Genomic DNA, 12533 nt, shown 5'->3' with positions numbered 1-12533 from the left:
CGTGAAGCGCATCCCCCTGACCATCGCCTCCGCCCTCATGGCGGTCGTCGCCACCGCGGGCACGGCCACCGCCTCCCAGTACGTCGCCTACGAGGGCGAGGGCTTCTCCGGCCGCAGCGTGGTCATCTCCTCCTGCGGCGTCTCCAACATCCCCTACCACGGCTCGTACAAGTGGTACGGCGACGGCCAGTCCGGCCGCATGTACAACCAGCCCAACGGCCAGGGCGTCGCGCACTTCACCCTCCCGTCGGACGACGGCGCCGAGCAGCGCACCCCGGTGGGCTGGCAGAGCATCTTCATCGTCTGCTGACGGCGGCTCGCGGTGTACGGAGGGGCGGTTCCGGCAGGTGTCGCCGGGGCCGCCCCTCCGGTGCGCCCGGCCCGGCTCTCCCGCCGCACCCCTGACCGACGCGCGGCGGAACCTCCGGTCCTCAGGAACCCGGCACCGTGGAGTGGACCTGCCGCAGGAAGGCGGCGTTGTCGGGGGTGTGCCGCAGTTTCGTCAGGACGGCCTCCAGGGTGGACTGGCCCTCGCGCGACTGCAGGGCCCGGCGCAGACCGCGCACGGCGGCCAACTCGGCAGGGGGCATGAGGAGTTCCTCGCGTCGGGTGCCCGAGGGGGAGATGTCGACGGCGGGGAAGACGCGCCGGTCCGCGAGCGAGCGGTCCAGCCGCAGTTCCATGTTGCCGGTGCTCTTCAGCTCCTCGAAGTAGTAGTCGTCGGCCCGCGAGCCCGTCTCCACCAGGGCGGTTGCCAGGATCGTCAGCGAACCCGCCTCCTCGGTGAGCCGGGCCGCGCCGAACAGCCGCTTCGGCCCCTGCAGTGCGGAGGCGTCGACACCGCCGCTGAGCGTGCGTCCGCCGGACGAGGCCGCGTTGTTGTGCGCCCGGCACAGCCGGGTCAGCGAGTCGAGCAGGATCACGACGTCACGGCCCGTCTCGACCAGCCGCTTGGCGCGCTCCACGGCGAGTTCCGCGAGCGCGATGTGCTCCTTGGCGGGCCGGTCGAACGTCGACGCGTACACCTCGCCCCGCACGCTGCGGCGCATGTCGGTGACCTCCTCGGGCCGTTCGTCCAGGAGCACCACCATGAGGTGCGTCTCGGGGTGGTTGGCGGTGACGGAGGCGGCGAGCTGCTGGAGCAGTACCGTCTTTCCGGTCTTCGGCGGAGCGACGATCAGTCCGCGCTGCCCCTTGCCGACGGGGGCGACGAGATCGACCACGCGCGGACCGAGCCCGCCGCCGGGGCTCTCCAGGTGCAGCCGCTCACGCGGGTGCAGCGGTGTCAGATCGCGGAAGTGGGGCCGCCGCCGCACGGCGTCCGGCGGGGCGCCGTTGACGAGGTCGACCTGGGCGAGCGCCTGCGGCCTCCCGCACACCCCGCTCACCAAGTCGCCCTTGCGCAGACCGAGTTGACGTATCAGTGCGGCGGGCACCTGTACGTCGCGGGGCGTGGCCAGGAGAGCGGGCCCGCGCAGGAAGCCGTGGCCGCCCCCTCCCGCCAGGTCGAGGATGCCCATGGCTTCCACCGTGCGGTCGGCGGGGGCGGTGCTTCGGGGGTTTTCGAGTGTGGCGGTCATGGTGGACCGGTCCTTTCGAGGACGTGGATACGAAGAAGTGAGGGGGAGGGGCGGCAGCACGGCGGGGCACGGTGGCCCCGCGGGGCGGGCAGAAGGGCCCGCGACCGCCGACGGACCCGGGGGCTGGTACTCGTACGAGACCGGCCGGAAGCCCGGGTGCCGAAAGGAAGCAGCGGAGACGACCGCTGCGCGAGAAACTTCGGAAGTGCGACGCTCCGGGAAGCCGAGGGCAGAACCGGAAAGCGATGTGTTCACCGGCGACCGAGGAACGGTCATGAGGATGAACGTGCGTCCGGAAGACTTCCGGAGCGGAGACGAGCACCGGCGCCACAGATGGGGCGTACGCGAGTGCTGTCAGCAATGTAGCACACGAACCGGACGCACGGTACCGACCCGATCGCGGAGCGGTGTGGAGCGGTGTGGAGCGGTGCGGTGACGAGGGGCGCGGGACAGGGCACCGGGGTGCACCGGCACGGCTGTGCGGGGACTGCGGGAGCTGCCGCGGGGTGGTGCCGGGGCTTGCGGCCCCAGCGCCCCGGGGCACCATCGGCGCCGCGCCCACCGTTCCGGAGCCCGGCCCGGCGGCGTGCCCTCGACGCGTCTCGGCGGCAGCGCGGCTGCGGTCCCGCCGTCTCCGGGCCTCCGCGCGGCCTATGCTGGGCGCGATGTTCGCACCCCAGGGACCCACCTTCCGAGAACTGGCCGTTCAGGCGCTGTCCTCCGTCGAGCGCGGCTACGACCTGCTCGCCCCGAAGTTCGACCACACCCCTTTCCGTACTCCCGAAGCGGTTCTCGCTCCGGTGACCCGGGTGCTGCGGGACCTCGGTCCCTTCGGTACGGGGCTCGATCTGTGCTGCGGCACCGGTGCCGGGGCGGCCGTGCTCCAGGAGGTGTGCCGGGAGCGGGTGGCGGGGGTGGACATCAGCGCCGGGATGCTGGAAGTGGCCCGCCGGGCGCAGGGTCCCGTACGGCCGCCGTCCCAGGCTCCGGCTGCCGCAGCCGGGTCGGCCGTCCCCGCGCACTGGGTGCGCGGGGACGCGCTCGCGCTGCCCTTCGGTCCGGCCTTCGACCTGGTGGTGAGCTTCGGTGCCTTCGGGCACTTCCTGCCCGCCCAGCGCCCCGCGCTCTTCTCCCAGGTCCGGGCGGTGCTGCGGCCCGGCGGCAGGTTCGCCTTCCCGCTGCCTGCCCCGGCCGCGCCCGGCTCGCGCGGCCACCTCGCCATGCTCGGCTTCGACGCCGCGATGCGGGTGCGCAACGCGCTGTGGCGGCCCCCGTTCGTCATGTACTACCGGGGCTTCCGCCTCGGCGACGTCACGGCGGAACTGTCCACCGCCGGCTTCGACGTCCAGCTGTACGCACTGGACGAACTCGGCCGCCGCCCGGACGGCTCCCCGCGCTGCCGGCTGCTGGTGGCGACCGGCCGCTGAGGAGGGCGGCGGGGACGGTGAACGGTTCCTCAAGGGGGAGTGCGGCTCCTTGAGGGGGAGTGAGGCGTCGCGGGCCGGGTGGGCGCGCGGACGGCGCGCTCATGCCCCGCGTGCCGGAACCGACCCCTCCACCACCCGTGCGAGCCGCGCCAGCATGCGGCGGTGCCGTACCTGCCGCAGCGCGTCCACCGCACCGCGGTGCAGAGCACTGCCCGCCCCGCGCAGCGGGTGCTCGTCCAGGAGGACGAGGGTGTGCTCGCCCCAGGGCCGGATGTCGAACGCGATGCGCGCGGCGCCCAGCGGACCGCTGTGCGTCTCCAGCTCCAGGGCGCGCGGCGCCTGGTGGCGGCGTACGACCGTGTACGCCTCGAACGCCTTCGGCCCCCACCGCACCGTGTAGCGCAGGGTGGCTCCGCGGGCCGGCCAGACGCCCTCGCCCGAGTGCGGGGAGCGCGTCCCCACGACCCACTCGTGGTAGCGGGAGGCGTCGTTCAGCACCTCCCACAGGGCGCGCGGAGAGCGACGGATGAGCTGGTGCCTGACTGTCATGGATCCTCCGGAGCGGTGTCGGTCGGCCGGTGGGGCCTCTGGAGCCGGTGGGGCCGGTGTCGGCGGCCGGTGCCGGACGCCGGTGTGCGGTGGTTCGGGGGCCTGGCCGGGGCGTTGCGCAGGCGTCGGGTCACCGTGTGTGCCCGGTTTACACACACTTCCGGGAAATTCCGGTACGAGGGCGGGCCGCGTGTCGCATCCGTGCCCGTCCGGGCGCACGGAGCCGCCCGCGTACGGCGTGGGAGCGGGCGGCGGCGGGTGCGGCGATGAGTTCTGGCGCCGGCGGCAGTCTTCCCTGGGCAAGGTGCTCCACGAGGCAGCGCTCCATGGGATTTCTGTGTTCCCCGTGATCCACGGGGTCCACGGGGCCGCGCGCCTCCCACCGCGACCGAGGGGAACAGCATGACCGCCACCTACACCTTCGACGTCTTCTCCAGCCTCGACGGCTACGGCGGCGCCGGCGGGAACTGGACCGGCTACTGGGGCAAGCAGGGCCCCGAACTCCTCGCACACCGCCTCAAGCAGTACGAGGAGGAGCAGCGGATGGTCATCGGCGCCCGGACGTACCGGCTGTTCGCGCAGATGCTCGCGGCGAGCACCGAGGAGGACGACGTGCGCGACGCGTGGGTCACGCGCATGCGGAACCTGCCGGCCACGGTGGTGTCGAGCACGCTGCGGGCACCCATCGACTGGCCGGACGCCACCGTCGTGCCCGGTGACGCGGTGGAGGTCGTCGCCGCGCTCAAGGAGGAGTCCGAGGTGCCGCTGCGCTCGCACGGCAGCCTGGCGATGAACCGGGCGCTGATGGCCGCGGGCCTGGTGGACCGCGTCCAGGTCACCCTCTTCCCGGTGATCACGGGGAAGAGCGGGCTGGCCCCGCTCTTCCAGGGCGCGCCCGACTTCGATCTCGAACTGCTGGAACACCGCACGCTCGACGGCCACATCCAGGAGCTCGTCTACCGGCCCACCCTGCACGTCTGAGGCCGCCGTCCGGCCCCCTCCGCCCGCACCGGCCGGGGGAGGGGGCCGCCTTCCGTGCCCGCCGGGGGGTGAGTCCCTCCTCGCCCTGCGGGCCAGCGCGCCCGGCATCAGAGCTCCGGCCCCGCGCTTCCGGGGTGGAGCGAGTCCTCCAGGGCGGCCCGCAGGGCGAACAGCGCGTCCAGGTCCGCGTCCTGGAGGAAGGCGTCGATCAGCGCGTTCAGGTTCTCTACATCGTCGGTGGCGACCGCTTCGATGATGGCGTTGATCCGGTCCTGGACATCGCTGGAGAAACGTTTCATCCCCCGAACCTGCAACTCCGCTCGCGGCCTGTCACCCGGCTGCCCCTCCCTCCCTCCGGGTACGCCACCCGTGTGCGGGTGCCCGTGGTGCCGGTGTTCGCACGTCCGTACGCACCTCGGGCGGCCTTTCCTCTCCGTACCCGTACGGCCCTCCTGTCCGACGAGTGCGCCACGGGACCAGCCGCAGGGCGGGTATCCGGCCATTCTTCGCAAGTCAACTCCTCCGCGTTGTCGACGGGTTGGGGTTCCAATAGGCATTTCCCCACTGGTTGTTTCCCCGCGGTGCGGCGTGCGACGCGCCGATGTCCCGCGGACGGGGGTGGTTCCGGCCGGACCCCGGGGCGACGCGCAAGGAGCCCACCTTCGTCGGCCCGGCCCGGCCGAAGAAGACGCCTCCGACACCGGGGCAGGAAGGGGCGGAGTCCTGCCGGATCCCCCGGCAGTGAACGGGCCGCGGCGGTCGATTTCCCGGCAGTGACCGGCCGGGGCGGTCGTGGGCGCGGCTACCGCAGGGCGGCGGCGATCAGGCCGTCGAAGGCTTCGCGCGGGACGTCGCCGCCACTCACCAGCCGGTCGAAGACCAGACCGTCGACGCAGGTCAGCAGGGTGTGCGTACGGTTCTCGGCATCCGCCACACCCCGCTCGGCGAGGAAGTGCCGGACCGCCGCGCGCCCGGCGTTCTCGCGGGGCAGGAGGATCGCGCGCAGCTCCGGGGCACGCACGCTCTCGACCGCGCAGGCGTAGCGCGCCAGGGAGCGCCGGCGCCCCTCCCCGGAGAGCCGCTGCCGGGCGAGCAGCACCAGGCCATCCACCAGGTCCTCGACGGTACGCAGCGGCGGGGCGCTCCCGGCCGCCGCGTGCAACTCCGCCTGGTCGAGCTGGACCAGCCGGGTCACCAGCCCGGTGAGCAGCGCGGCCCGAGTGCGGAAGTACGCCGAGGTGGTGCCGGACGGCAGCGCCGCACGGCGGTCGACCGCGCGGTGGGTCAGCCCGCGGATCCCCTCGTCGGCCAGTACGTCGAGGGCCGTGTCCGCGAGGAGGGTGCGCCGATCCGAAACCATGCCTCCCTTTCTACACCTGTAGAACCTCGGCTAGGGTCTTCTTCTACAGGTGTAGAAGGAGAGGGGCCGTGGCGTGGGCAGTTCGGCAACAGTGATCGGCGGCGGCATCGGCGGGCTTGCCGCCGCGATCGGCCTGCACCGCATCGGCTGGCACGTGACGGTCGTCGAGCGCGCGGCCACCCTCGCGGACGCCGGAGCGGGCATCTCGCTGGCCGCCAACGGGCTGCGCGCCCTGGACGAACTGGGCGTCGGCGACGCGGTACGCCGGGCCGCCAGGGGCCAGTACCGGGGCGGCACCCGCACACCGGACGGCAGCTGGCTGACCCGGATGGACGGCGCCGCACTGGAACGCGCGGTCGGCACCCCGATCGTCGGCATCCGGCGCGCCACCCTGCACCGGCTGCTCCGCGAAGCGCTCCCCGCCGAAACCCTGTTGACCGGCTCCGAGGCCGGCCGGGTCCGCCGGACCGGCCCCGGGACGGTACGCGTCGACTGCGGCGAACGGGCCCTGGACGCCGATCTCGTCGTGGCGGCCGACGGCATCGGCAGCAGGGTGCGCGGCCTCCTCTTCCCCGACCACCCCGGCCCGGTGCACAGCGGCTCGACCGTGCTGCGCGCCCTCACCGAGGACCCGGTCGAGCTGCCCACCGACTTCGAACTGACCTGGGGCCGGGGGGCCGAGTTCGGCCACATCGCCCTCCAGGACGGACGGGCCGAGTGGCACGCCGTCCTCGGGCTGCCCCAGGGAACGCGGTTCGCCGACCCGCTGGGCGAGTTGCGCCGACGGTTCGGCGACTGGCACGAACCGGTCCCCGCCCTGCTCGCCGCGACCCGGCCCGCCGCCGTACTCCACCACGACATCGGCGAACTCCGCACGCCGCTGCCCTCGTACACCGTCGGCCGGATCGCGCTGCTCGGCGACGCGGCACACGCCATGACCCCGTACCTCGGCCAAGGCGCCTGCCAGGCACTGGAGGACGCGGTGGCGCTGGCCGCCGCACTCGCCACCGGGCCCACCGTCGACACCGCGCTCGCCCGCTACGACACCGAGCGCCGGCCCCGCAGCCAGCGAGTCGCGCGCGCCGCCCGGCAGGCGGGCCGGATGGGCCAGCAGCTCTCCCACCCCGTGGCCGTCGCCCTGCGCAACACGGCGATGCGCCTCACCCCGTCCCGCGCCGCGACCCGGATGATCCTCCGCCACCACAGGTGGGTCCCGCCGAGGCTGAACGGTTAGAGAGATTCCGCGGAGGCCGGGTTGGCCCAGCAGGCCCGGTGCCTGTGGCCCGTCGAGGGGAGCGGACCCGGGGCATCCGCGTACCCGACGGCCTGTCAGGATCCACCGTATGGAACCCTTCCTCGCCCTGCGCCGCGCGCCCTGGGTCGTCCTCGCGCGGTACGACGACCCCTGGCCGCACACGGAGTGCGCCGCGCTCCGCGAGCGGGGCGGGCGGCTGGTCCGGCTGGACGGCCGGGAGATGAGCGACCCGCGGGCCGTTTTCCGCGCGTTCGCCCGGGAGTTCTCCTTTCCCGGCTATTTCGGCCACAACTGGGACGCCCTCGCGGACTGCCTCCACGACTGGCACGGACACGGGTACGGGGGCGCCAAGGACGACACCGTGGTCCTGATCGACCGTGCCGACGACCTGCACGGTGCCGACTTCCTCGGGCTGCTCGTCTCCGTACTCTGCCAGGCCGCCTGGCAGGCCAACCTCCAACTCGACGCCGACGGGCTGCCGAACGGCCGGACACCGTTCCCCCTGCACTTCGTGTTCCTCCTCCACGACCTGCCGCCCGCCGCCCTCGCCGCGGCGGTGGCGACCGGCGCGGACGTGCACACGGCGTTCGACGAGGGGCGGTTGACCGCGACCCTGGCGGGCGAGGACTGGCCCGGACCCGGCTGAGCGCCGTCACTGTCAGTGGCGGGTGGCAGCATCGGACGTATGACGAACACCACGGCATTCGACTGGCGGTCCTTTCTGCGGAAGTGGAGCGGGGAGTGGGCGGACTCCCTGTCCGCCGAGGACGCGCGGGCCGAGGACGAGGACGCGCGGCAGTCGCGGTGGCTGGGCTTCCCGGCCGCGTCCGAGGAGCGGATCACCGCGATGGAGAAGCGCCTGGGGGTGCGGATGCCCCCGTCCTACCGGGAGTTCCTCAAGGTCACCGACGGGTGGCAGCACGCGGGCGGGTTCGTGTGGCTGCTGGCCGGGACCACGGAAGCCCACTGGCACGAGAACGCGTCGGGGCTCGCGGAGATCACCGAGGAGTACCTGGACGAGGACTCGGCGCCCGAGGAGTGGGAGGAGGCCGAGCTCTGGCGGCGCGGGCTCCAGCTCGACATGGAGTCCGACGCCACCTATGTGCTCATGGACCCCGAGGACGTGGACGAGGACGGCGAGTGGGCCGTCTACACCTGGGCGGGCTGGCGGGCCGCGCCGCCCGAGCGGTATGCCAGTTTCCAGGTGTTCATGCGGGAGATGCACCAGGAGTTCCACAGCCTGCGGGCCCATGCGGGCGGCGGCGGGGCGGAGTTCGTCAACGACACGACGCGGCAGCTGGACGCCCTGGTGGACGAAGCCTGCCTGGAGGCGCTGCGCGGTGGCTGGGAACGGGCCCTCGGAATGCTGGACGAGGCCAAGGCGTACGGCAGACCGCGCGCCGCCGGACTGGGCGACCAGCTGCGCTTCCTGCTCGGGCGGACCTCCGAGCCCGCCTTCGAAGGACTGGTGACGGACCCGCGCTACGCGCCCGACCTGCTGCCGCCGCTGGTCGCCGAGCACGCGGCACACTCGCACTGGGACGACTCCACGCTGAAGTACTCCCTGCGCGGCGGCGACGACGACCTGTTGGCGCGGGCCCGCACACTCCTGGAGCAAGTGCGGGACGGTACGTACCGCTACAGCGTCCCGGGGCCGTTCGGCGAAGCGGTCGCGCGGGCACGGGAGTTGGCGCGGTGGGGCGACACCGACGCGGCGTGGCGGACGCTGACCGACGCGCTTCCGCGGTGGGAACCGCTGGGGCCGGGGCATCTGGCGCCGCTGGGATGGGTGGCCGACCCGCTGCTCGGGCCGTTGCTGACCCCGGAGCGGGGCGAGGAACTGCTGTCGACCCCGCGGGCCGGGCAGGAGGGGACGGCGCCGGAACCGTCGGCCGCGCTCGATCCGGGCGGCCTCGCGTGGCTCGCGGAGCCGGACCCGGGCGACGACCGCACGTCCTACCGCTTCGTACTGGTCGAGGGCGTTGAACCGGCGGAACTCCCCGGACGCCTCGCGGAGACCGACGGCGACGGTGCCGACGCGAGCGGCGGTGTGCTGGACGAACCCCTGACGCTCCGGGAGGTACGCCGGCGGGTGTGGTCCCAGCAGAGCGAGGTCTCGTCGTTCGAGGACCGGGCGCTCATGGCCGTCGGCCGGGCCGGCCCCGGCTGGAGCTTCGCCTTCGACGGCGAGCCCGGCCCACTCGACCGGCAGCGCTTCGTCTCACCGGCCCCCGCCGCGAGTGCGGGCACCCGGGCGGTGACGGTGTGGAGCGGCCTGCGGGGAAGGCGCGCCGAGCCGTTCTTCCACCTCTCGGTGGCCCGGGACGGCGCCGAGCAGTACGCGTTCACGTACGCGGACGGTGAGATCAGCAGCAGCGGGGAGATACCGGGGGCGCTGGAGCCGAGCCTGTTCTTCGGCGGTACGCGGGCTGTGGGCGAGGCGGAGCGTGCGCTGCTGGCGGCGCTGAGCGAGGAGTTCGGCGTGTGCCTGCCACGGCACGCCCTGGTGCGGGGGCGGCTGCACACCTGCACCAGCAGCTCGTGGACGCGTCCGCCGAGGGACGGCGAAACGTACACGGTGGTCCGGGTGCGGATGGGGTCGGCGCTCCAGGCGGACACATGGCGGGGGGAGGGGCACGGGCGGACGGGCGGCTGAGGGACACGGGGCAGGCGTGGCGGGCGGTACGGCCGCCGCCCCGGGGCGCGGTGTACTGCGTACTCCCCGCCCCGGGGCGCGGTGTACTGCGTACTGCCCCTGCGCGTCGCCCCGGGTGCAGCGCATCCGCGTGCCGCCCCGGGTGCAGTACCCCCGCGCGCGTCGCCGACGGTGCCCGCGAGGTCACTCCTGCGGTGCGGGGGCCGGCCCCTCCAGGCACCAGGCCAGCGCGTCGGCGCGGGTGCTGAAGACCTCCCAGGTCCGGGGGCGGCCCTCCGCCGCTTCGACGAACGTCTGCTGGGCCGCCACCGCGACGTGGTGGCCGCGTTCGGCGAGGTCGGCGAGGACGGCGGCCAGGCCGACGGCGGGGCCCCGCAGCACGGCGGAGACCGCCGTCAGGTCGAGCACCACCCAGCCGGGCGCGGACGGGGTGACCTGCCGCAGCGCGTGCATCAGCGCCTCGGTCTCGGTGAACTCCAGCGATCCCTGGGCGGTCACCACACCGATGCTCCGGCCGTCGCGTTCCAGCCGCTCCGCGCCGGTCACCGTCGCCGCGCGCAGCCCCGGCATGTGCATGATGTGCAGGCCGAAGCGCTCCGACACCTCCCCGAGGGCCGCCACGGCACGGACCGGATTGCCGGACGGGTCCAGCGGCGGGCTGTAGATGGCGACGCCGAAGCGGGCCGGGCTGGCCGCGATCAGACCGCCGGAGACACCGCTCTTGGCGGGCAGGCCGATGTCCAGGAGCCATTGCCCGGCACCGTCGTACATGCCGCAGGACGCCATCACCGCCAGGGTCCGGACCACGATCGGCTCGCTGACGACCTGGTTCCCGGTGACCGGGTTGCGGCCACCGTTGGCGAGGGTCGCGGCCATGACCGCCAGATCGGTGGCCGTGACCCGCACGGAGCACTGCCGGAAGTACGTGTCGACCGTCTCCTCGGGGTCGGCGTGCAGCGACCCGGCGGAGTGCATCAGATAGGCGAGTGCGCGGTTGCGGTCGCCGGTGGCCGCCTCCGAGGCGTAGACGTCCTCGTCCACGTCCAGTTCCCGGCCGGCGAACGCCGACAGGAAGGCGCGGATGCGGGCGAACCGTGCGGCCGGGTCGGACTCCCGTACCAGCGCGGTGGTGGCGATCGCACCGGCGTTGATCATCGGGTTCGCCGGGCGGCCGGTGTCCGGCTCCAGGCTGATGGCGTTGAACGGGTTGCCGCTGGGCTCCACCCCGACGTGCCGCAGCAGTTCCTGCGGGCCGAGGTCGCTCAGCGCGAGGGCGTAGACGAACGGCTTGGACACCGACTGGATGGAGAACGGGGTGTCCGCCTTGCCCGCCCGGTAGACGTGCCCGGCCATGCTGACCAGCGCGACGCCGAAGTCGTCCGGGTCGGCGAGGGCGAGCTGGGGGATGTAGTCGGCCACCTTGCCCTCGCGCAGGGCGCTCAGCCGCTGGTGCATCTCGTGCAGGGAATCCGTCACCGGGTCCATGTCGTCATCAGGCCTTCGTCTCGGGTCCGCCGGGAGGGCGGAGGCGACCGAGGTCGGGCGCCCCTGGCGGTATCGGCGGAATCGGGTGCCGGGTTGAGCGCGGCCCCGGTACGGAGCCGCGGGCCCTTGGCCCCGGTGCGGCGGTGCCGAACGGCACCGCGAACAAGGCCGGTCGGTCGGTGCTTTCGACCCTTCTGAGAAGTCTCAATAAGTCGCAGAATGTGGCACAACAGCAAGAGATAGACGCGTAAAAGCGCAGTTTCTCTCAGCTGAAAGCACGGTTGATGCCGAAACGCGCGAGAACACGAGCGCCCGCACAGAGGAGTCCCGGCACGATGACCACCGACGAACCCGACCTCGGACAAGTCCTCGGAGCCCACCTGGTCAGCCTCGATCTGACCGCGACCAGCCGCGTCGAGGCCATCGGGGAGCTGACCGACCTCCTCGTCGCCGACGGCCGCGTGACCGACGCCGCCCTCTTCGTCGCCGACGTCCAGGCCCGCGAGGCACAAGGGCCCACCGGGCTGGGCCAGGGCGTGGCGATCCCGCACGGCAAGTCCCGTGCCGTCGCCACCACTTCACTCGCCGTCGGGCGCTGCCGCACCCCGCTCGCCTGGCCCTCCCTCGACGGCGGCGACGTCGACGTGATCATCCTCTTCGCCGTCCGGGAGGACGACGCCGACTCCACGCACCTGCGCCTGCTGCAGCAGGTGGCCCGGCTGCTGGCGCACGAGGAGTTCCTCGGCCAACTGCACCGGGTGCGCACTCCCCACGAACTCGTCGCGCTCTTCGCGGACGACCCGGAGAACACCGGGAGGAGCGCGGCACCGAACGAACCGACGCACGAGCCGACCCGCCCCGCCAAGTAGGACGCGCGCCCAGCAGGACGCGCACCAAGCAAGACAAGACGTGAAGGAGACAGGGACATGAAGTTTGTCGCAGTGGCCGCGTGCACCTCCGGAATCGCCCACACCTACATCGCCAAGGAGAAGCTCCTCTCCGCCGCCGCGTCCCTGGGCTGGGAGGCCCATGTCGAGACCCAGGGCACCATCGGTACGGAGTCCCGGCTGAGCGGCGCCGACATCGCCGCCGCCGACTTCGTCCTGCTCGCCGTCGACATCCAGATCGGCGGCCGGGAGCGGTTCGGCGACAAGCGGGTCGTGGAGATCGGCACCAGCACCGTGATCCAGTCGCCGACCAAGCTGCTCCGGGCCATCGAGCAGAAGCTCGGTGAGTGAGC

13 protein-coding genes are annotated in these 12533 nt (G+C 73.3%); 8 read left to right on the top strand and 5 right to left on the bottom strand.

The window, feature by feature from the left end:
- Position 1: 1 nt before the first annotated feature.
- Positions 2-310: a MiAMP1 family antimicrobial peptide gene (locus ACFYVL_RS02545; protein ID WP_389240910.1), complete on the top strand. Its 309-nt coding sequence runs from the start codon at positions 2-4 to the stop codon at positions 308-310.
- Positions 311-431: 121 nt separating this feature from the next.
- On the opposite strand, the gene rho is transcribed toward ACFYVL_RS02545, so the two are convergent.
- Entirely contained in the window at positions 432-1580 is a 1149-nt protein-coding gene (gene rho, locus ACFYVL_RS02540; protein WP_389240909.1) for a transcription termination factor Rho, read from the bottom strand.
- Positions 1581-2245: 665 nt separating this feature from the next.
- On the opposite strand from rho, the gene ACFYVL_RS02535 reads away from it, so the two are divergent.
- Positions 2246-3007, top strand: coding sequence for a class I SAM-dependent methyltransferase (locus tag ACFYVL_RS02535; protein WP_389240908.1), 762 nt, complete (start codon positions 2246-2248; stop codon positions 3005-3007).
- A 99-nt stretch (positions 3008-3106) separates the two neighbouring features.
- Here the strand turns inward: ACFYVL_RS02535 and ACFYVL_RS02530 are convergent, their stop codons facing one another.
- Positions 3107-3556, bottom strand: coding sequence for an SRPBCC family protein (locus tag ACFYVL_RS02530; RefSeq protein WP_389240907.1), 450 nt, complete (start codon positions 3554-3556; stop codon positions 3107-3109).
- 402 nt (positions 3557-3958) lie between these two features.
- On the opposite strand from ACFYVL_RS02530, the gene ACFYVL_RS02525 reads away from it, so the two are divergent.
- Positions 3959-4537 (top strand): dihydrofolate reductase family protein, encoded by a 579-nt coding sequence (locus ACFYVL_RS02525; protein WP_389240906.1) that lies wholly within the window; start codon positions 3959-3961, stop codon positions 4535-4537.
- A gap of 107 nt (positions 4538-4644) precedes the next feature.
- On the opposite strand, the gene ACFYVL_RS02520 is transcribed toward ACFYVL_RS02525, so the two are convergent.
- Together ACFYVL_RS02520 and ACFYVL_RS02515 are read right to left on the bottom strand one after the other, a co-directional pair.
- Positions 4645-4836 carry a hypothetical protein gene (locus ACFYVL_RS02520; protein ID WP_389240905.1) on the bottom strand — a complete coding sequence of 64 codons (192 nt, stop codon included), beginning with the start codon at positions 4834-4836 and terminating at the stop codon, positions 4645-4647.
- 503 nt (positions 4837-5339) lie between these two features.
- Positions 5340-5897, bottom strand: a complete 558-nt coding sequence (locus tag ACFYVL_RS02515) for a TetR/AcrR family transcriptional regulator (protein ID WP_389240904.1) — start codon at positions 5895-5897, stop codon at positions 5340-5342.
- A gap of 73 nt (positions 5898-5970) precedes the next feature.
- Between ACFYVL_RS02515 and ACFYVL_RS02510 the strand changes: the two genes are divergently transcribed.
- The 3 genes from ACFYVL_RS02510 to ACFYVL_RS02500 all read left to right on the top strand — a co-directional run bounded on the left by ACFYVL_RS02510 (position 5971) and on the right by ACFYVL_RS02500 (position 9808).
- Positions 5971-7131, top strand: a complete 1161-nt coding sequence (locus ACFYVL_RS02510; protein WP_389240903.1) for an FAD-dependent monooxygenase — start codon at positions 5971-5973, stop codon at positions 7129-7131.
- Between the two features lie 109 nt (positions 7132-7240).
- On the top strand, positions 7241-7798 hold the full coding sequence (locus tag ACFYVL_RS02505; RefSeq protein WP_389240902.1) for a barstar family protein: 558 nt from the start codon (positions 7241-7243) through the stop codon (positions 7796-7798).
- Between the two features lie 39 nt (positions 7799-7837).
- Positions 7838-9808 (top strand): SMI1/KNR4 family protein, encoded by a 1971-nt coding sequence (locus ACFYVL_RS02500; RefSeq protein ID WP_389240901.1) that lies wholly within the window; start codon positions 7838-7840, stop codon positions 9806-9808.
- A gap of 183 nt (positions 9809-9991) precedes the next feature.
- Here ACFYVL_RS02500 and glsA read toward each other — a convergent pair whose 3' ends face one another.
- Positions 9992-11293, bottom strand: coding sequence for a glutaminase A (glsA, locus tag ACFYVL_RS02495; RefSeq protein ID WP_389240900.1), 1302 nt, complete (start codon positions 11291-11293; stop codon positions 9992-9994).
- A gap of 335 nt (positions 11294-11628) precedes the next feature.
- On the opposite strand from glsA, the gene ACFYVL_RS02490 reads away from it, so the two are divergent.
- Together ACFYVL_RS02490 and ACFYVL_RS02485 are read left to right on the top strand one after the other, a co-directional pair.
- Positions 11629-12162: a PTS sugar transporter subunit IIA gene (locus tag ACFYVL_RS02490; RefSeq protein ID WP_389240899.1), complete on the top strand. Its 534-nt coding sequence runs from the start codon at positions 11629-11631 to the stop codon at positions 12160-12162.
- A gap of 57 nt (positions 12163-12219) precedes the next feature.
- Positions 12220-12531, top strand: a complete 312-nt coding sequence (locus tag ACFYVL_RS02485) for a PTS fructose transporter subunit IIB (protein ID WP_389240898.1) — start codon at positions 12220-12222, stop codon at positions 12529-12531.
- Positions 12532-12533 lie beyond the last annotated feature (2 nt).

This window comes from Streptomyces sp. NPDC004111 (genome assembly GCF_042874215.1).
Taxonomy (GTDB): domain Bacteria; phylum Actinomycetota; class Actinomycetes; order Streptomycetales; family Streptomycetaceae; genus Streptomyces.
This window is presented reverse-complemented; position numbering and strand designations above follow the sequence as displayed.

Bases quoted from the DNA above. Each gene is read 5' to 3' on its own strand.
- rho (WP_389240909.1), bottom strand. From the start codon at position 1,580: ATGACCGCCACACTCGAAAACCCCCGAAGCACCGCCCCCGCCGACCGC.
- ACFYVL_RS02520 (WP_389240905.1), bottom strand. From the start codon at position 4,836: ATGAAACGTTTCTCCAGCGATGTCCAGGACCGGATCAACGCCATCATC.
- ACFYVL_RS02505 (WP_389240902.1), top strand. From the start codon at position 7,241: ATGGAACCCTTCCTCGCCCTGCGCCGCGCGCCCTGGGTCGTCCTCGCG.
- ACFYVL_RS02535 (WP_389240908.1), top strand. From the start codon at position 2,246: ATGTTCGCACCCCAGGGACCCACCTTCCGAGAACTGGCCGTTCAGGCG.
- ACFYVL_RS02490 (WP_389240899.1), top strand. From the start codon at position 11,629: ATGACCACCGACGAACCCGACCTCGGACAAGTCCTCGGAGCCCACCTG.
- ACFYVL_RS02515 (WP_389240904.1), bottom strand. From the start codon at position 5,897: ATGGTTTCGGATCGGCGCACCCTCCTCGCGGACACGGCCCTCGACGTA.
- ACFYVL_RS02525 (WP_389240906.1), top strand. From the start codon at position 3,959: ATGACCGCCACCTACACCTTCGACGTCTTCTCCAGCCTCGACGGCTAC.
- ACFYVL_RS02485 (WP_389240898.1), top strand. From the start codon at position 12,220: ATGAAGTTTGTCGCAGTGGCCGCGTGCACCTCCGGAATCGCCCACACC.
- glsA (WP_389240900.1), bottom strand. From the start codon at position 11,293: ATGGACCCGGTGACGGATTCCCTGCACGAGATGCACCAGCGGCTGAGC.
- ACFYVL_RS02530 (WP_389240907.1), bottom strand. From the start codon at position 3,556: ATGACAGTCAGGCACCAGCTCATCCGTCGCTCTCCGCGCGCCCTGTGG.
- ACFYVL_RS02500 (WP_389240901.1), top strand. From the start codon at position 7,838: ATGACGAACACCACGGCATTCGACTGGCGGTCCTTTCTGCGGAAGTGG.